Source organism: Bacillus sonorensis NBRC 101234 = KCTC 13918, assembly GCF_001592005.1.
In the GTDB taxonomy this organism is placed as follows: Bacteria; Bacillota; Bacilli; order Bacillales; family Bacillaceae; genus Bacillus; species Bacillus sonorensis.
Genome location: NZ_BCVZ01000002.1, coordinates 489,123 through 506,667, shown reverse-complemented (window position 1 = coordinate 506,667; position 17,545 = coordinate 489,123). Strand labels below are relative to the sequence as shown.

Sequence of the window (17,545 nt, the reverse complement as noted above, 5' to 3'; positions counted from 1 at the left end):
GAATGAACCATGATTCAGGTGAGTGAAGACAGCATCAAAAAAACAGACGGAAGCATTGATTCGCCGAAGGGCTATCAGGCAAAAGGCATTCACTGCGGACTCCGCTATTCCAAAAAGGACATGGGGATAATCATCAGCTCGGTGCCGGCAGTGAGCGCCGCCGTTTATACGCAAAGCCATTTTCAAGCTGCTCCGATCAAGGTCACGCAGGACAGTCTCAAAAAAGGCGCACATCTTCAAGCGGTGGTGGTCAACAGCGCAAATGCCAATGCATGCACAGGGGAGCAGGGGCTTTTGGATGCCTATGAAATGCGCCAAAAAACCGCCGACATCCTTGGCATTGAGCCGGAGCTTGTAGCGGTTTCTTCAACGGGTGTCATCGGCGAATATCTTAATATGAAGAAGATCCGGGAAGGGATCAGCCTCCTTGGTCAAACAAAACCGTGTGAAGGCGCGTTTGAGGAGGCGATTTTGACGACGGATACGGTCGCAAAGAAAACATGCTTCGAATTAATGATCGGAGACAAAAAAGTGACGATCGGCGGCGCGGCGAAAGGGTCCGGCATGATCCATCCCAATATGGCGACAATGCTCGGCTTTGTCACAACTGATGCATCTGTTGAGGAAGGCGCGCTTAATAGAGCTTTAAGAGAAATCACGGATGTGTCGTTCAACCAGATTACAGTCGACGGGGATACGTCCACGAACGACATGGTACTTGTCATGGCGAACGGCTGTGCGGAAAACGAATGTCTTCATGAGGCCCATGAAAAATGGCCTGTGTTTAAAAAAGGCTTGGAGCTTGTTTGCAAGGATCTCGCCAAACAGATCGCAAGAGACGGGGAAGGAGCGACAAAATTGATCGAAGCCCGGGTGACAGGCGCCAAAAGCAATCTCGAAGCCCAGGTTATCGCCAAAAAAATTGTCGGCTCCAATCTTGTTAAAACAGCGATATATGGAACAGATGCCAATTGGGGCCGAATCATCGTTGCAATCGGAGACAGCGCGGCATCTGTTGCGCCTGAACAGCTGGAAATTCATCTTGGCGGCCAGTGCCTTTTTAGGAACAATGAGCCTCAGCCGTTTTCCGAAGAGCTTGCAAAAGAATATTTAAAGAAAAGCGAAGTTCAAATCATCGTGCAGATGTCTGAAGGAGAAGGAACAGGTACGGCCTGGGGCTGCGACTTAACTTATGAATATGTCAAAATCAATGCGAGCTATCGTACGTAAAAAGGGGAAACCAATGGGAAAAACAATCGTTTTTAAATGCGGTGGAAGCGTAATTCGAGAACTTTCCGATGAATTTTTTGAGAATATGAAAGAGCTGGCCGAAGAAGGCTGGAAAATCGCCGTCGTTCATGGCGGAGGACCCGATATCACGAATATGCTGAAGAAATTAAAAATAGAGACGGAGTTTGTCAACGGACAGAGGAAAACGACAAAACCGGTTTTGGAAGTGGCAGAAATGGTGCTGTCCGGTTCCATCAATAAGTTTTTTGTTGCAGAGCTTGTAAAGCACGGGCTTTCAGCCGTCGGTGTTTCTGGTAAAGACGGAGGCCTTCTTGTCGCCGATTATCTAAATGAAAATCAATACGGTCAGGTCGGCCGGATTAAAAAGGTGAATGGCCGGATGGTTGAAACGCTGATGGAACAAGGATTCATTCCAGTCATCGCGCCATTGTCGATGACGGAAAACTGTGAGACGCTCAATGTAAACGCCGATTTGGCGGCGTCGGCCGTCGCCGGTGCCCTGAATGCCGATAAATTAATGTTTGTCACAGATGTCAAAGGGATTATGAAAGATGAAAACATGATCTCTTCGATCACACCGGAAGAAATCAAACGGTACATTTCCGACGGAGTGATTCACGGAGGAATGATTCCGAAGGTAAACTCCGCTGTGGCGGCGCTGACCGATCAGGTGGATGAGGTAATGATTGTCAGCGGAACAGGGTCTTTTCTTGCAAAGCATACGTTCATCGGCACAAAAATCAGGAAACAGAAGGAGGCCGTATCGTGAGTTATTTATTTCAGGCATACAGCCGCTGGAATATCCATATCAAACAAGCGAAAGGCACGATTGCCGTAGATGAAAACGGCAAAACCTATCTCGATTTCGTTCAGGGAATCGCTGTCTGCAACCTGGGACATTGCCCGGATCCGGTGGCAGCCGCGATAAAAAAACAGCTTGACGACGTCTGGCATGTTTCGAATTTATTTCAAAACGGGCTGCAGGAAACAGTCGCTCAGAAATTGGCGAACAACAGTGCAGGCGATCTTGTGTTTTTCTGCAACAGCGGAGCGGAAGCGAATGAAGCGGCAATTAAATTGGCACGCAAACATACGCAAAAAACGAAAATCATCACGTTTCAGCAGTCTTTTCACGGCAGAACTTACGCCGGAATGGCCGCCACCGGGCAGGAAAAGATTAAACACGGATTCGGCCCGATGCTGACCGGCTTTCACTATCTCCCATATAATGAACCAGATGCATTCAACGAGCTGAGTGATGAAGAGGACATCGCAGCGGTCATGCTTGAGACGATCCAAGGGGAAGGCGGCGTCATTCCGGCAAGCGGCGAATTTTTACAAGAAGTGCAGGCTTTCTGCCGGAAGAAACAGGCTCTTCTTATCATTGACGAGGTTCAGACGGGGATCGGCCGTACAGGAAAAGCTTTCGGTTACCAGCATGAAGGGCTGTCGCCGGATATCATCACCGTCGCAAAAGGACTCGGCAGCGGTTTTCCGGTCGGAGCTGTCATTGGGAAACAAGACCTTTCAGCTGCATTTTCCCCAGGGTCACACGGCACGACATTCGGCGGAAACATGCTGGCAATGGCAGCGGCAAACGCCACATTGGATATCATTTTTGAGAAACGTTTTCTCGATGAGGTCAGCGAAAAGGGCGAATGTTTGCGGGAGGAACTGCAAAGCATGCTTCAATTCCCGCTTGTGAAAGAGATCAGAGGGAAAGGCCTGATCGCCGGCATTGAATGCAAAAAACCCGTTCAGCCATTGATTGAAGAGCTTCAAACAGAAGGATTGCTCGTCCTTCCGGCAGGTCCGAATGTCATCAGACTTCTTCCGCCGTTGACCGTGGAGAAACATGAAATCACCGAAGCGGTTGAGAAGCTGAACAATGTCTTTTCACGGCATTCGACCGTAAAACAATAATTTTTTTTCGTTATCTAAGTATAAAAATTCATGAAAAATATTATTTATTCATCAGAGGTGGGCAGAAGATGGAAGGATATTTAGTTCTAGAAGATGGAACCTCCTTCAGCGGAGAATTAGACGGCCGGGAAGGCTGTACAGGGGAAGTCGTTTTTTTCACAGGGATGACCGGTTATCAAGAGGTGCTGACAGATCCTTCATATAAAGGGCAGATCATCGTTTTTACGTATCCATTGATCGGCAACTACGGCATCAATGCGAGCGACTTTGAAAGCAGGAAGCCGCAGGTGAGAGGCGTGGTCGTCTATGAGGCGTGCGGGCACTTTTCCCACCATCAGGCGACGAAAAGCCTGCGGGATTACTTGAAAAAATGGAACGTTCCGCTGCTCTCTCATGTTGATACAAGAGCGGTCGTCAAACATATCAGGGCAAAAGGGACGCTGAATGCCGTTCTGACCGTCCAAAAAGACAGCCTGCCCGCTTCAAGGAGCCGGGAAAATGTTGCCGCACAGGCCGCCGGACAAAGTGGAACCGGCACGTTCGGAGACGGCCCGACACATATCGCGCTGATCGATTTCGGCTATAAAAAATCGATCGCCTCATCACTTGCAGAACGCGGCTGCAAAGTGACGGTCGTTCGTTACCAGGAGATGGACAGCGTCTTAAAACTGAACCCGGATGGGGTCGTCCTATCGAACGGCCCCGGTGATCCAAAAGCCATTATGCCGTACATGGATACACTCCGGAACATCATCGCATCCTATCCGACCCTCGGCATCTGCCTTGGACACCAGCTGATCGCTCTCGCTTTTGGAAGCGATACTTACAAGCTTCCATTCGGCCACAGGGGGGCCAATCATCCGGTGATGGACAGGGAAACCGGCCGCGTTTTCATGACGAGCCAGAATCACAGCTATGTTGTTGATGAAGCGACCATTAACAGAAAGGAATGTTCGGTCAGGTTCCATCATGTAAACGATGGTTCTGTAGAAGGGCTGGTCCACAACACATTGCCCGTGATGTCTGTTCAGTTTCATCCGGAAGCCCATCCGGGCCCGGCTGAAAGCGAATGGATTTTCAACGAATATATGCAGAAATTGAACGAAGCAAGGAGAGAAATCGCCCATGCCTAAAGATCACAGCATAAAAAGCATACTTGTTATCGGATCAGGACCGATCATCATCGGGCAGGCCGCGGAATTTGACTATTCGGGAACACAAGGCTGCATGGCGCTAAAAAGCGAAGGATTCCGCGTCATTCTCGTCAACAACAACCCGGCGACGATCATGACGGATGAATCATTTGCCGATGAAATCTACTTTGAACCGCTGACGGTCGAAAGCCTCACCCAGATTATCAAACGGGAAAAACCTGACGGACTGCTTGCGAATCTGGGCGGGCAAACAGCATTAAACTTAGCTGTAGAGCTGGAAAAAGCGGGCATTTTAAAAAAATACCATGTAAAGCTGCTCGGAACGTCTGTGGAAACGATTGAAAAAGGAGAAGACAGAGAAAAATTCCGCGCCCTCATGAAAGAACTGAATGAACCGGTGCCTGATTCTGAGATCGTCGACAATAAAGAAGATGCGCTTCGTTTTGCGCTCTCCATCGGTTTTCCCATTATCGTCCGTCCGGCTTACACATTGGGCGGCAAAGGCGGGGGGATCGCAAAGACGAAGGAGGAATTCATGCCTTTGATCGAAAGCGCCCTTCTCGCGAGTCCGATTCATCAATGCCTTGTCGAAAAAAGCATTGCCGGCTATAAAGAAATCGAGTATGAAGTGATGCGCGACAAAAACAATACATGCATCACCGTCTGCAATATGGAAAACATCGATCCCGTCGGCATTCATACAGGGGATTCGATCGTTGTCGCGCCGTCACAGACATTAACAGATGCCGATTATCAAATGCTCCGCTCTGCAAGCTTAAAGATTATTTCGGCGCTCGATGTCATCGGAGGCTGCAACATTCAATTCGCGTTAGACCCTGAGAGCAAAAACTATTATGTCATCGAAGTCAATCCGAGGGTCAGCCGTTCATCCGCCCTCGCTTCAAAAGCGACTGGCTACCCGATTGCAAAAATGGCGGCCAAATTGGCAGTCGGCTACACGCTTGATGAGCTGAAAAACCCGCTGACAGATTCGACATATGCCAGCTTTGAACCGGCTCTTGACTATGTCGTTGTTAAATTCCCGCGCTGGCCGTTTGACAAATTTAAAAATGCCGACCGCAAGCTTGGCACAAAAATGAAAGCGACAGGGGAGGTCATGGCGATTGACCGCAACATTGAAGCGGCTTTGCAAAAAGCTGTTGCATCCCTGGAACTGAAAACACAAGGGGCCCATTTGCCCGAGCTTTCCGGCTTTTCCTCCGCTGCTTTGCAGGGAATTTTGAAAACTCCTGATGACCGCCGTTTTTTCGCAGTCATGGAACTGTTGAGCAGGGGAATTTCAATTGAAGAGATCCATGAGAAAACAAAAATAGACCCCTATTTCCTCCATGTTTTCTCAAATATCATTGATCTTGAGAACGAGCTGATGAAGGACGGGGATGAGCTCCCTTGCGATCTGTTGAAAAAGGCGAAAGAAAAGGGATTTACTGACTGCACAATCGCTTCTTTGACCGGAAAAACGGAAGAAGAGGTGAGATCCCTCCGCAAACAACAGGGAATTACCGCTTCATTTAAAATCGTCGATACGTGCGCCGCTGAATTTGATGCGAAAACGAATTACTTTTATTCGACATACTACGGAGAAAGCGACGGGGATATCTCGCGAAAAACAAAAAAACGGGCGCTTATCATCGGCTCCGGACCGATCAGGATCGGACAGGGGGTCGAATTTGACTACAGCGCCGTTTACGGCGTGATGACGCTGAAAAGCCTCGGCTTTGAAACAATAATGCTTAACAACAATCCGGAGACCGTCAGCACGGATTACGAAATGGCGGACCGCCTGTATTTTGAACCGATCACGCCCGAGCATATTCTAAATGTCGCAGAAGCTGAAAATATCGATTTTGCGATCGTCCAGTTCGGCGGCCAATCTGCCATCAATGTGGCAGATGCGATCGAAAAAGCGGGTATCGTCCTGTTGGGAACCTCATCGGAAACACTTGACGTCCTCGAGGATCGGGATCAATTTTATCAGCTCCTCGACGAACTCGGCATCCCTCATGCCAAAGGGGAAACGGCATCATCAAAATCAGAGGCGCTGCAAAAAGCAAACGGCATCGGTTATCCGGTGCTGATCAGACCGTCCTATGTCATCGGCGGAATGGGAATGATGATCGTGCATTCTGAGGGGGAACTGGCAGAGCTGCTCGACGGCACAGCCGTGATGCCGTATCCGATCCTGATTGATCAATACATTTCAGGGAAGGAATTTGAGATTGACCTTGTCAGCGACGGACAGGATTTTTATATCCCGACTTATATCGAACACATTGAAAAAGCCGGCGTCCATTCCGGTGACAGCTATGCGGTATTGCCCGGCCCTTCCGTTACGTCCGGCATGAAGCGCGCAGCCGAAGGCGCGGCCGGAAAAATCGTCCGCAGCCTCGGCTTTAAAGGGATCATGAATATTCAATTTATCGCTGATCCCGATAAACCGGATCAGCTGCTCATTCTTGAAGTCAATCCGAGAGCGAGCCGAACAGTTCCCGTCGTCAGCAAAGTGATGGGAGTGCCGATGATTCCCCTTGCGGCAAAGCTTCTCGCCGGATCAAGCTTGCAAGAGCTCAATCCCGTCAAGAAAAACCGTCATGGGGTGGCCGTGAAATTTCCGGTCTTTTCATCTCATGCCATCCATGACGTCGATCTGAAGCTGGGACCTGAGATGAAATCAACGGGAGAAGGAATGTATGTCGGGTACAATCCGGAAAGCGCGATGAAGAAAATTTTCGCCGATGTGTGGAATGAAAAAGGATCGATCTATTTCAAGGGGGATGAAGAGCTGAAATCCCTTGCTGAGCAGGCGGGATTCATCGTTCAGACATCCGGTTTCAAAGATTGGATCAAACGGACGGACAAAGCGCTTCATATCAATTTGACAGATTCGAACGAAGCCAAACGGGAGCGGAAGGAAGCAATAACCCACGGCGTGGGCATCATGACGGAAGAAGAGACGGTGCGCGCCTTTTTAAGAAGCGGATGCGGGGCGACACAGGCTGTCTCGCTAAAGGATTTATATAAAAAGGAAGTGGAAACATGTCTACTGTAAAAATCGGTGAAACGCTCAAGATCAATTTGTCCGGCAAGGATTTTTTAAGCTTAAAAGATGTCTCAAAAGAGGAGATTTTGTATCTCCTTCAGGAAGCCGCCGCCATGAAAAACGACAAAATTCAAAACATCTTCAAAGGTAAAACATTGGCGATGATTTTTGAAAAATCATCGACGAGAACAAGGGTTTCATTTGAAGCTGGAATGGCGCAGCTCGGCGGAAATGCCCTGTTTTTAAGCAGCAAAGACATGCAGCTCGGCAGAGGGGAAACCATCGCCGACACGGCAAAGGTGCTGTCGGGGTATGTTGACGCGATCATGATCCGCACCTTTGAACACGAAAAAGTCGAAGAGCTTGCCAAACACGCGGCTATTCCGGTCATCAACGGTTTGACAGACATGTTCCATCCTTGCCAGGCGCTTGCCGATCTTTTGACGATTCAAGAGATAAAAGGCGGCTTCAACGGACTGAAAGCTGCCTATATCGGAGACGGAAACAATGTCGCACATTCGCTGCTAATCGGCTGCGCGAAGGTCGGCTGCGACATCACCGTCGCTTCTCCTGAAGGATATGAACCTGATCAGGACGTTGTCAAGCTGGCAAAGGGCTATGCCGAAGAAACGGGTGCACAAGTCAGCATCACAAATGATCCGGTGTCCGCCGTCAAGGATGCAGATGTCATCTACTCCGACGTATTTACAAGCATGGGCCAGGAAGCGGAAACAGAGGAGCGCCTGAACAACTTTGCGCCATACCAAGTGAACAGCACGCTCGTATCGCATGCCAAACCGGACTATATCTTCCTGCATTGCCTTCCGGCGCACCGCGGCGAAGAAGTGACCGCAGATATTATCGATGGACCGAATTCAGCCGTGTTCCAGCAGGCTGAAAACCGTCTCCATGTACAAAAAGCTTTGCTTAAGGCGCTGCTGTCTTAATTGAAAAACTGCTGATCTCTAGGGATCAGCAGTTTTTTTGGGGGGATACGCCCGTTTTTTGGAAAAGCTGCCTTGGGATACGGATGGAAGGAGAAAAACGGGGCAGACTATTTTCTAAAAGGAGTGAAGAAAAATGGGACAGCAGCATCAATTCCGCCCGGGGCAAAAAGCGCCGAACAACGGCATCTATGTGGAAATTGGCGAGACAGGGAGCATGGTCAAAAATCCGCAGCAAATCAAGCTGACGGCCGGCGAATATTTTCCAGAGACATCCAATCATAACCGTCTGTGGACATATAAAAGAAAGCCTTAAAAAAACAACCGTCCTCATGCGGGACGGCTGGGATGACACAAAACAAACTTAAAAACCCCGCCTTTGGACGGCAGGGGTTTTAATGTTGATTTGCATCCTTTTGAACGGGCATAATTTCTCCAAGAACAATGACGATAACGGTGATGATGATCCCCATGATCGAACTGAGCGTAAAGTCGTATTCTGCACCGCCCATGGCTCCGATAATATAGCAAGCCATTTGTGTCAAAATGAACGTCCAAATGAAAGTTACGATAAATCTCACGTTTCCACCTCGTCCTTCTCATTCGATTCTAAAGCTTATCATATCACACATACAGTAAACTAGAAAGGACATTTTAGTGAACACGGCAGAACCAAAGCTTTTCGTTTTCAGAAATATCAGACGTTTGGTTTTGTAAAATTGATTTTCATCATGAAGACTGGGACTTTTCCTTATTCGTTTCTAGCATGCTCCACATAAGATAATGTGCAGATTACGGCAGGAAGGAGGCAGGCAAGTGATGAAAATAACGGAACGTTTTTTCAAAGTCGATTCAGAATGGAACGTCATTCATCTTCCATACAGACCAAACGGTTTCGCGATATTTATTTTCGGCGACAGGAACCATTTCGTTGGGAAGGACTCAAGCTTCTGGCTCCAGCACTACGGCAGAAACCAGCTTCTCCAAAGTTTAAGAAACAAGGGCTACACCCTTGTGAACAGCAATTTATTCGGCAGGCACTGGGGCTCTGAAAAAGCGGTTTCATATGCGAAACAGCTGATCCACTATGTGTTCAGACAGGAAATTTTAAACGAAAAAATTCATCTGCTTGCAGAAGGAACAGGCGCGCTGATCGCTGGTGAACTTCTTCGCTCGATTCCGGATCAAATCCGTTCTGCCGCGATGCTCAATCCTTGCCTTGATCTTCAGGCTCATCATGATCGTGAGAAGGAAAATAAATTTTTCTACAAGCGGTTTATTAAAGAAATTGCGGAAAGCTACGGTATAACTGAGCGGGAGGCCGCCCATTACCCGTTCCAATCGATCTCCCCGTATCATAATCTCGTGCCTGTCCACATCTGGCAAAAGCTGAACGGCTCCCCATATCCCTACATGCTCCACGCCAAAACATTTGAGGAGCGCCAGATGCAAGGCGGGCACCGCGTGGAGCTGACGCTGCATTTGTCTGATCATCCCAGCCGCATTTATTCAGCGATAGCGAGCTTTTTCAAAACGCATGAAAAAGTTTTATAGAGAATAGAATAATAGCAGCCCATGTTTCAATAGGGCTGTTTTTCGCTGTTTAAAACAGCAGAAAAACTGATTCGAAAGGTGGTCTTTAGGATGAAATCGGCACTGGTGTATGGAGCAGACGAATTCTTCGGCCTTTCATTTTGCGAACATCTGATGGAGGAAGGCGTCAGCGTTGACGTTAAATTGGCAAAAGCTAGTGATGACATCAAGCGGCTTTATTTTGAAGAACGGCTGATGTGGCTGGTGAGAAACCAGCATTTTCGCCTGATTGAACAAGAACTGGAAGGCGATTATGACAAGATTTTCATTCAATATACTGGCTGCATGCCTGAAGAAGCGCTTGACGTTTTACCTGAAAACAAGCCTGCTTTTCTACTGGTGTACGAACACCTGCTGGAGGATGTAAAGGAAGCGGCGGAACAAAAGGGCGTCGAAATGATCGTGCTTCCGGATATGTACGGGCCCTGGGATATAAGAAATGAGGACAAAGAAAACAGGGAGTCCGCCTTTTTTGTAGACGATGTCGCTGCACAGCTCGCCTTTTATGCCATTCAAAAAAGCCCTTCACTGCTGCGGTTTGAACGGCAAACCGCAGACGAAGAAGCCGCTGCTAAAATTGAGGAATGGAAAAGACAAATGACTACATTTTTCGACAAAAAATAAGAAAGATCTTCCTTAGTTGTACGTGAAAGGATACAATAAAGATAGATTTCATTTGTTGGTTTTTTGAAAGGGAGTTGAACATGGCATGGTGTACAGGCTTGGCGTGATTTTTTTGATTCTCCTTGTCATGAGCGGCTGCGGACAAACGCCGCTGAATGGGAAAATTGAAAAAGTCGGGTTGCTTGTCCCTGATACAATAAGCGATCAAGTATGGGGAACCAAAGGATATAAAGGATTATTAAGAATACAGTCTGTCTACAATGTCGATGTCTATTATAAAGAAGGAATCGATAATGAAGCCGCAGTCAAAATGGCTGTAGAAGACTTTCAGAAAAAAGGCGTCAACTTAATTTTCGGACATGGAAGCGAATATGAAAAAGTGTTTAACAGCATAAGCGGAAACTATCCCGATATTCATTTTGTGCTGGTGAACAGCAAAGCCGAGCATAAAAATGTGACAAGCATCACCTTTGACGGAAGGGCGATGGGGTTTTTTGGCGGCATGACCGCTGCACATCAATCAAAGTCGGGGAAACTCGGCATACTGGCCACACATTCGTGGCAGCCTGAAGTGAAAGGATTCATCGAAGGTGCGAAATACATCAATCCGGACATTAAGGTCAAAACAGAATATGTCGGGCAGTGGGACGACTCCGAAAAGGCCGTCGCCAAGTATGAAAAGATGAAAAAAGCGGGCGCGGATGTTGTGTATCCCGCCGGGGACGGGTATAATGTCCCTGTCATAGAACAAATCAAAAAAGACGGTCTTTATGCGATCGGCTATGTCAGCGACCAGTCGGAGCTGGGCGAGAACATCGTGCTCACAAGCACCATTCAGCATGTTGATGAAGCTTATGAGCTCATCGCAGACGAATTCAATAAAGGGACGCTTAAGGGCGGCCGGCGGATTTTTGACATTCAGGATGGTGTGATAGAGATGGGCGAATTCAGCCCGATTGTCGATCAGTCATTCCAGGAAAAAATAAAAGGGCTTATCGAACAATACAAAAAAACAGGAAAACTGCCAAATGAGAGGTGATCCAGATGCAGCATGAAAAATCAATGGAATTTTTACAAATCGCCATGAAATACGTGCCGGAAGCAAAGGAAGAAATGGAGAAGGCGGGAATTGAGCTCTCGCCGGAGATGCTTCAGCCGTTTATGACGCTGTTTACCAAAGTGATGGCGGAAGCGTACGAACTTGGCAAAACGGATGCTGGATCAGATTCTTAATCTGGGTGCTGCAGGAAAAGCCACTTATATCTGAAGTGGCTTTTTACATGGAAATCTTATTTTTTAAGGAGCTTACCATCGAGCCGATTTCCTTAAAGACAGGCTTCAATTCATCGATGGAATCCATTATTTGTCCGACCTGATCCAGAATGTGCATATAATCGGGTTCATTGAGTTCTTCCGTTTCCTCTTCATTTTCTATGTCAGGCCGTTCTTCATGTGTAGACTGATTTTCACGGTTGTTGGACGGATTTGCGCCAAACATCATTTTCGTGAAAAAATCGTCAGCCGCCATCCTTATGAGCCTCCCTTCATCTTTATACCTTTACTATATGAAGGTATCGGTCTGCTAGATTAGACGTATATATTGCCAACTGAAAAAAAATAGGGTAGGATTAGTACCAGATACTAATAATTACTCATAACATTAGTTGGAAAAAATCATGAATAAAGGAGTCTTTCCTATGAAAGCTGGAATTATTGGAATTGGCCGGTATATCCCTGAAAAAGTGCTGACTAATTTCGACTTGGAAAAAATGGTTGAAACATCTGACGAATGGATTCGTACAAGAACTGGAATAGAAGAAAGAAGAATCGCAGCCGAAGAAGAGATGACATCTGATATGGCTGTTGCCGCCGCTAAGAGAGCGCTGGAAGATGCAAACATCAAGGCGGAAGATCTTGATATGATCCTCGTTGCGACCGTTACTCCTGATCAGGCATTCCCGACGGTTTCCTGCATGATTCAAGAAAAGCTCGGTGCATTTAACGCGTGTGCGATGGATATCAGCGCCGCCTGCGCCGGATTCATGTACGGCCTTGTGACCGCCAAACAATTTATCGAAGCGGAAACATATAAACACGTACTTGTCATCGGTGTGGAAAAACTCTCCAGTATTACCGACTGGGATGACCGCAATACAGCCGTTTTATTTGGAGACGGGGCAGGAGCCGCGGTTGTCGGACCTGTCAGCGATGACAGAGGCATTCTGTCCTTTGAGCTCGGCGCTGACGGCAGAGGCGGGAAGCACTTGTACTTGGACGAAAAAGATCATACAATCATGAATGGCAGAGAAGTGTTCAAATTTGCCGTGCGCCAAATGGGAGAATCCAGTGTGAAGGTTATCGAAAAAGCCGGATTAACGAAAGAGGATGTCGACTTTTTAGTGCCGCATCAGGCAAACATTCGGATTATGGAGGCGGCGCGGGAACGTTTGGAGCTTCCGGTTGAAAAAATGTCCAAAACAGTTCATAAATACGGAAACACATCAGCTGCCTCGATTCCGATTTCTCTTGTGGAAGAGCTTGAAGCTGGTAAAATAAAAGACGGTGACGTCATTGTGATGGTCGGTTTCGGCGGAGGCTTGACATGGGGAGCCATTGCCATGCGCTGGGGCCGCTAGAAGAAAGGTGAGGTGCAACTTATGAATAGTAAAAGAGTAGTCATTACCGGATTAGGAGCTTTATCACCTCTTGGTAATGACGTCAAAACAAGCTGGAGCAACGCGGTGAACGGAGTTTCAGGAGTTGGCCCGATTACAAGGGTTAATGCGGATGAGTACCCCGCAAAAGTAGCCGCAGAGCTGAAAGATTTTAAGATAGAAGACTATATGGATAAAAAAGAAGCAAGGAAAATGGACCGCTTCACCCAATATGCGGTCGTCTCTGCGAAAATGGCTGTTGAAGATGCCAAGCTTGACATCAATGACAACAATGCCGACAGAGTCGGCGTATGGGTCGGTTCAGGCATCGGCGGCCTGGAAACGCTTGAACAGCAATTTGAAACATTTTTGACGAAAGGACCGAGACGGGTCAGCCCGTTTTTCGTTCCGATGATGATTCCTGACATGGCGACTGGGCAAATTTCAATCGCGCTCGGTGCAAAAGGAGTCAATTCATGTACGGTTACCGCTTGTGCGACAGGTACGAACTCAATCGGAGACGCTTTTAAGGTCATCCAGCGCGGCGACGCGGATGTGATGATCACGGGAGGAACGGAAGCGCCGCTCACCAGAATGTCCTTTGCGGGCTTCTCAGCCAATAAAGCGCTCTCTACAAATCCGGACCCGAAAACGGCAAGCCGTCCATTTGACAAAAACAGGGATGGTTTCGTCATGGGGGAAGGAGCAGGAATCATCGTTCTTGAGGAGCTTGAGCACGCATTAAACCGGGGAGCTTACATCTACGCTGAAATTGTCGGCTACGGCTCGACAGGAGATGCATACCACATCACGGCTCCTGCGCCAAACGGAGAAGGCGGCGCCAGAGCGATGAAAGAAGCGATCAAAGACGCCGGCCTGTCACCTGGTGAAATCGACTACATCAATGCGCACGGAACAAGTACGCCATACAATGACAAGTATGAAACGATCGCGATCAAAGAAGTATTCGGAGAGCACGCGTATAAGCTTGCCATCAGCTCAACGAAATCGATGACAGGGCATCTGCTCGGAGCTGCCGGGGGAATCGAAGCGATTTTCTCTGTGCTCGCCATCAAAGAAGGAATTATACCTCCGACAATTAATATTCAAACACCTGATGAAGACTGTGATCTGGACTATGTTCCAGATAAAGCGCGCCGCCAGGACGTAAATGTCGTGCTCAGCAACTCGCTTGGCTTTGGCGGACATAACGCGACACTAATCTTTAAAAAATTTCAATAACCGTATGAAAACGGCTGCCATCCAAGATGGTAGCCGTTTTTTTCAGCCTGCATAACATACAGGTGAGAGGAGTGACCTGGATGAGTGTCGAACAAACATATGAATGGTATGAAAAAGCTTCATCAATTCGGGAGTTGTCCTTCTATCTTCTGCCTTATTTTAAAGAGGCGAAAGCTGATCAAAGCATGACATTGATCAGCCATCTTCAGGCCCATGGAATGCTCCGCTATTGGTCAGACGGACAGAAGGTGATGAAGGAGCTCAAGGAAAAAGGTGTATTTGAGCATGTGAAAAAAGAGGAACGGCTGCTCAGAAAACGGTGGAAGGGCCCGGATGTTCCGATCATCATCCTTCCTGTCGATGAAAGAAACAGAAAAATACGGGTCGTATTCGGCTCTAAATCAGGCCTTGCCTTTCATGACAAATTATTTTTATTTCTTTCAGCGCATATTTCTCCCTCCTCGATCTCAGCCATCATGACCCATGAGTACAACCATGTTTGCCGGTTAGAAAATATGCCGAAAGAGGAAAAAAATATGACGCTTCTTGATACAATCATTCTCGAGGGAATGGCGGAAACCGCCGTCCATGAAAGATTGGGCGAATCGGAAACCGCCGGCTGGACATCGTTTTATTCAGAAAAACAGCTCGAGCATTTCCAAAATCGACTGGTTCAGCCCCATTTCGAGCTGCGTCGGCAAGATGGCCGGTTATTCTCCAATATTTTATTCGGAAAAGGTTATTATCCTGATATGCTCGGGTATGCTGTCGGTTTTAATATTGTAAAAAAATATTTGTCCGTCAAGAAATTAAAGGTTGCCGATGTGTTGTCGCTTCCATCCGAGGACTTTATAGATCCAACGCTTTAATATATTAAAATATTGGTATTTAATTAATATTATGACAAAACATCTAAAAATTCCTTGCTTTTGTAATGATTATGTAATAATATACAACTATAAAATTTTAAGATAATTCAGTATTATGTTGTGCAATTAGATTCATATCCAATCTATTTAACTTCTGGTCTATGGAAGGGGAATCCGGATGAGCGCATTGCTGGAAGTCAGCGACCTGAAAACCTATTTTTTTAGAAAAAAACAGCCGATACCTGCGGTTGACGGAGTGGATTTTTCGATAAAAAAAGGAGAAACCGTGGCATTGGTCGGAGAATCAGGATCTGGAAAGAGCATCACCTCTTTATCGATTATGGGGCTTGTCGGGAGCTCCGGCGGGAAGATCATGGAAGGGTCCATCAAACTGGAAGGCCGTGATCTCGTTACATACAAAGAACCGGAATTATGCAAGATCCGCGGAAATGAAATCTCGATGATTTTTCAGGAGCCGATGACATCCCTTAATCCGGTATTAACGATCGGTGAACAAATCACAGAGGTGTTAATTTATCATAAAAAACTATCTAAAAAAGAAGCGGAAAAAAAGGCGGTTGAATTACTGAAGCTTGTCGGTTTTTCTAGAGCCGAACAGCTGATGAAAGATTACCCGCACCGCTTGTCCGGCGGCATGAGGCAGCGGGTGATGATCGCGATAGCCCTTAGCTGCAATCCGAAGCTGCTCATCGCCGATGAACCGACAACGGCGCTCGATGTCACAATCCAAGCCCAGGTGCTGGAGCTGATGAAAGATTTATGCGCCAAATTCGGTACATCGATTCTTCTGATTACACACGATCTCGGCGTCGTCTCGGAAATCGCTGACCGCGTCATCGTTATGTATTGCGGACAAGTTGTTGAAAACGCCACGGTCGATGAATTGTTTGACAATCCCCTGCATCCCTATACGCAAGGGTTGTTAAATTCCATTCCGGTAATAGACGGTTCGATTGAAAAGCTGACGGCCATCAAGGGAAATGTGCCTACGCCTGACAACCTTCCGACAGGCTGCCGCTTTGCTCCGAGATGTCCAAGCGCCACTGATAAATGCTGGGGCTCTCAGCCGGACCTGAAAACCCGGGCCGACGGACGGACCGTCAGATGCTTCTTATATGAGGAGGGGGAATGAGGGGATGACTGCATCAGCGGAACAAGTACAGCAGGCACAGACGATAAAACATGATGAAACCCTTTTAGAGCTGAAAGACGTCAAAAAGTATTTTCCGATCCGATCAGGGATCTTTCAGAAAAAGATCGGGGATGTCAAAGCGGTTGACGGCATCAGCTTTTCGTTAAAACGCGGCGAAACGCTCGGAATCGTCGGGGAATCGGGGTGCGGAAAATCGACTGCCGGGCGGACGATGATCAGACTCTACAAACCGACAGCCGGACAAATCCTTTACAAAGGCCGGGACATTTCCGCCCTGTCGGAAGAAAGCTTAAGAAAAAGCGTCCGCAAAAATATCCAAATGGTTTTTCAGGACCCGTTTGCCTCTCTGAATCCGAGAAAAACCTTGCGATCCATCATCAAAGAGCCCTTTAACACCCACCACATGTACAATTTCAAAGAGCGCAATGAAAAAGTGGAAGAACTTTTGGAAAAAGTCGGCCTGCATCCATCGTTTGCAAACCGCTATCCGCACGAATTTTCCGGCGGACAGCGCCAGCGCATCGGGATCGCGCGGGCGCTTGCCTTAAACCCTGAGCTCATCATCGCCGATGAACCGGTTTCGGCTTTGGACGTGTCGATCCAGGCCCAAGTCATCAACCTGATGGAAGAGCTTCAAGACGAATTTAACCTGACCTATCTGTTTATCTCCCACGATTTAAGCGTCGTCCGCCATATCAGCGACAGGGTGGGCGTGATGTACCTCGGCAAAATGATGGAGCTGACAGATAAGCATGAGCTGTATGACAATCCGCTTCATCCGTATACACAGGCACTGCTGTCCGCCGTTCCGGTCACAAGAAAGAAGGGACGCGCAAAGCGGGAGCGGATCGTTCTGAAAGGGGAGCTGCCGAGCCCTGCCAATCCGCCGCGGGGCTGCGTCTTCCATACGAGATGTCCGGCCGCAAAAGCGGAATGCCGAGAAAGGGAGCCCGCTTTCAGGGAAGTGAAATCAAACCACTTCGTGGCATGCCACCTTTACGAATAAAGGGAACGGCCGTCACATATTTAATCCTTGAGAGGGGGAATGTCTTTTTT

Annotated in this window: 18 protein-coding genes; 16 read left to right on the top strand and 2 right to left on the bottom strand. The window is 47.7% G+C overall.

Going from position 1 to position 17,545, the window contains the following annotated elements; all coding sequences use genetic code 11:
• Window positions 1-9: 9 nt before the first annotated feature.
• The 7 genes from argJ to BTR1S_RS05240 all read left to right on the top strand — a co-directional run bounded on the left by argJ (window position 10) and on the right by BTR1S_RS05240 (window position 8,649).
• Window positions 10-1,230 (top strand): bifunctional ornithine acetyltransferase/N-acetylglutamate synthase, encoded by a 1,221-nt coding sequence (gene argJ / locus BTR1S_RS05270; RefSeq protein WP_006636808.1) that lies wholly within the window; start codon window positions 10-12, stop codon window positions 1,228-1,230.
• Between the two features lie 13 nt (window positions 1,231-1,243).
• Window positions 1,244-2,020: an acetylglutamate kinase gene (argB, locus tag BTR1S_RS05265; protein WP_006636810.1), complete on the top strand. Its 777-nt coding sequence runs from the start codon at window positions 1,244-1,246 to the stop codon at window positions 2,018-2,020.
• Window positions 2,017-3,174 carry an acetylornithine transaminase gene (argD, locus tag BTR1S_RS05260; protein ID WP_006636811.1) on the top strand — a complete coding sequence of 386 codons (1,158 nt, stop codon included), beginning with the start codon at window positions 2,017-2,019 and terminating at the stop codon, window positions 3,172-3,174. The genes argB and argD overlap by 4 nt, the downstream gene beginning before the upstream one ends.
• A gap of 68 nt (window positions 3,175-3,242) precedes the next feature.
• A complete protein-coding gene (locus BTR1S_RS05255; RefSeq protein ID WP_029418670.1) occupies window positions 3,243-4,307 on the top strand; it encodes a carbamoyl phosphate synthase small subunit in 1,065 nt (354 codons plus the stop codon).
• Window positions 4,300-7,398: a carbamoyl-phosphate synthase (glutamine-hydrolyzing) large subunit gene (carB, locus tag BTR1S_RS05250; RefSeq protein ID WP_029418669.1), complete on the top strand. Its 3,099-nt coding sequence runs from the start codon at window positions 4,300-4,302 to the stop codon at window positions 7,396-7,398. The genes BTR1S_RS05255 and carB overlap by 8 nt, the downstream gene beginning before the upstream one ends.
• A complete protein-coding gene (gene argF / locus BTR1S_RS05245) occupies window positions 7,386-8,336 on the top strand; it encodes an ornithine carbamoyltransferase (protein ID WP_006636814.1) in 951 nt (316 codons plus the stop codon). The genes carB and argF overlap by 13 nt, the downstream gene beginning before the upstream one ends.
• Before the next feature lie 133 nt (window positions 8,337-8,469).
• The gene (locus BTR1S_RS05240) at window positions 8,470-8,649 is read left to right on the top strand and encodes a YjzC family protein (RefSeq protein WP_006636815.1); all 180 of its coding nucleotides are present in this window, start codon (window positions 8,470-8,472) and stop codon (window positions 8,647-8,649) included.
• A 79-nt stretch (window positions 8,650-8,728) separates the two neighbouring features.
• Here the strand turns inward: BTR1S_RS05240 and BTR1S_RS05235 are convergent, their stop codons facing one another.
• Window positions 8,729-8,914, bottom strand: a complete 186-nt coding sequence (locus BTR1S_RS05235; RefSeq protein WP_006636816.1) for a YjzD family protein — start codon at window positions 8,912-8,914, stop codon at window positions 8,729-8,731.
• Between the two features lie 238 nt (window positions 8,915-9,152).
• Here BTR1S_RS05235 and BTR1S_RS05230 point away from each other — a divergent pair, with 238 nt between their 5' ends.
• The 4 genes from BTR1S_RS05230 (at window position 9,153) to BTR1S_RS05215 (ending at window position 11,783) form a co-directional block, all read left to right on the top strand.
• A complete protein-coding gene (locus tag BTR1S_RS05230; protein ID WP_006636817.1) occupies window positions 9,153-9,887 on the top strand; it encodes a hypothetical protein in 735 nt (244 codons plus the stop codon).
• A 90-nt stretch (window positions 9,888-9,977) separates the two neighbouring features.
• Window positions 9,978-10,550 (top strand): hypothetical protein, encoded by a 573-nt coding sequence (locus tag BTR1S_RS05225; protein ID WP_029418668.1) that lies wholly within the window; start codon window positions 9,978-9,980, stop codon window positions 10,548-10,550.
• Between the two features lie 85 nt (window positions 10,551-10,635).
• Window positions 10,636-11,589 carry a BMP family ABC transporter substrate-binding protein gene (locus tag BTR1S_RS05220; RefSeq protein WP_029418667.1) on the top strand — a complete coding sequence of 318 codons (954 nt, stop codon included), beginning with the start codon at window positions 10,636-10,638 and terminating at the stop codon, window positions 11,587-11,589.
• 5 nt (window positions 11,590-11,594) lie between these two features.
• The gene (locus BTR1S_RS05215; protein WP_006636820.1) at window positions 11,595-11,783 is read left to right on the top strand and encodes a ComZ family protein; all 189 of its coding nucleotides are present in this window, start codon (window positions 11,595-11,597) and stop codon (window positions 11,781-11,783) included.
• A 43-nt stretch (window positions 11,784-11,826) separates the two neighbouring features.
• On the opposite strand, the gene BTR1S_RS05210 is transcribed toward BTR1S_RS05215, so the two are convergent.
• Window positions 11,827-12,078, bottom strand: a complete 252-nt coding sequence (locus BTR1S_RS05210; protein ID WP_029418666.1) for a hypothetical protein — start codon at window positions 12,076-12,078, stop codon at window positions 11,827-11,829.
• 169 nt (window positions 12,079-12,247) lie between these two features.
• Between BTR1S_RS05210 and BTR1S_RS05205 the strand changes: the two genes are divergently transcribed.
• The 5 genes from BTR1S_RS05205 (at window position 12,248) to BTR1S_RS05185 (ending at window position 17,495) form a co-directional block, all read left to right on the top strand.
• Window positions 12,248-13,186: a beta-ketoacyl-ACP synthase III gene (locus BTR1S_RS05205; protein WP_006636822.1), complete on the top strand. Its 939-nt coding sequence runs from the start codon at window positions 12,248-12,250 to the stop codon at window positions 13,184-13,186.
• Window positions 13,187-13,207: 21 nt separating this feature from the next.
• Window positions 13,208-14,446: a beta-ketoacyl-ACP synthase II gene (gene fabF, locus BTR1S_RS05200; protein WP_029418665.1), complete on the top strand. Its 1,239-nt coding sequence runs from the start codon at window positions 13,208-13,210 to the stop codon at window positions 14,444-14,446.
• Window positions 14,447-14,526: 80 nt separating this feature from the next.
• On the top strand, window positions 14,527-15,315 hold the full coding sequence (locus tag BTR1S_RS05195) for a DUF2268 domain-containing putative Zn-dependent protease (RefSeq protein WP_029418664.1): 789 nt from the start codon (window positions 14,527-14,529) through the stop codon (window positions 15,313-15,315).
• A gap of 178 nt (window positions 15,316-15,493) precedes the next feature.
• On the top strand, window positions 15,494-16,468 hold the full coding sequence (locus tag BTR1S_RS05190; protein WP_006636825.1) for an ABC transporter ATP-binding protein: 975 nt from the start codon (window positions 15,494-15,496) through the stop codon (window positions 16,466-16,468).
• A 4-nt stretch (window positions 16,469-16,472) separates the two neighbouring features.
• Window positions 16,473-17,495 (top strand): ABC transporter ATP-binding protein, encoded by a 1,023-nt coding sequence (locus tag BTR1S_RS05185; protein WP_006636826.1) that lies wholly within the window; start codon window positions 16,473-16,475, stop codon window positions 17,493-17,495.
• Window positions 17,496-17,545 lie beyond the last annotated feature (50 nt).

Excerpts from the sequence above, each read along its gene's own strand:
- argJ (WP_006636808.1), top strand. The coding sequence starts at position 10 with ATGATTCAGGTGAGTGAAGACAGCATCAAAAAAACAGACGGAAGCATT.
- argB (WP_006636810.1), top strand. The coding sequence starts at position 1,244 with ATGGGAAAAACAATCGTTTTTAAATGCGGTGGAAGCGTAATTCGAGAA.
- BTR1S_RS05255 (WP_029418670.1), top strand. The coding sequence starts at position 3,243 with ATGGAAGGATATTTAGTTCTAGAAGATGGAACCTCCTTCAGCGGAGAA.
- carB (WP_029418669.1), top strand. The coding sequence starts at position 4,300 with ATGCCTAAAGATCACAGCATAAAAAGCATACTTGTTATCGGATCAGGA.
- argF (WP_006636814.1), top strand. The coding sequence starts at position 7,386 with ATGTCTACTGTAAAAATCGGTGAAACGCTCAAGATCAATTTGTCCGGC.
- BTR1S_RS05240 (WP_006636815.1), top strand. The coding sequence starts at position 8,470 with ATGGGACAGCAGCATCAATTCCGCCCGGGGCAAAAAGCGCCGAACAAC.
- BTR1S_RS05230 (WP_006636817.1), top strand. The coding sequence starts at position 9,153 with ATGAAAATAACGGAACGTTTTTTCAAAGTCGATTCAGAATGGAACGTC.
- BTR1S_RS05225 (WP_029418668.1), top strand. The coding sequence starts at position 9,978 with ATGAAATCGGCACTGGTGTATGGAGCAGACGAATTCTTCGGCCTTTCA.
- BTR1S_RS05220 (WP_029418667.1), top strand. The coding sequence starts at position 10,636 with ATGGTGTACAGGCTTGGCGTGATTTTTTTGATTCTCCTTGTCATGAGC.
- BTR1S_RS05215 (WP_006636820.1), top strand. The coding sequence starts at position 11,595 with ATGCAGCATGAAAAATCAATGGAATTTTTACAAATCGCCATGAAATAC.
- BTR1S_RS05210 (WP_029418666.1), bottom strand. The coding sequence starts at position 12,078 with ATGGCGGCTGACGATTTTTTCACGAAAATGATGTTTGGCGCAAATCCG.
- BTR1S_RS05205 (WP_006636822.1), top strand. The coding sequence starts at position 12,248 with ATGAAAGCTGGAATTATTGGAATTGGCCGGTATATCCCTGAAAAAGTG.
- fabF (WP_029418665.1), top strand. The coding sequence starts at position 13,208 with ATGAATAGTAAAAGAGTAGTCATTACCGGATTAGGAGCTTTATCACCT.
- BTR1S_RS05195 (WP_029418664.1), top strand. The coding sequence starts at position 14,527 with ATGAGTGTCGAACAAACATATGAATGGTATGAAAAAGCTTCATCAATT.
- BTR1S_RS05190 (WP_006636825.1), top strand. The coding sequence starts at position 15,494 with ATGAGCGCATTGCTGGAAGTCAGCGACCTGAAAACCTATTTTTTTAGA.
- BTR1S_RS05185 (WP_006636826.1), top strand. The coding sequence starts at position 16,473 with ATGACTGCATCAGCGGAACAAGTACAGCAGGCACAGACGATAAAACAT.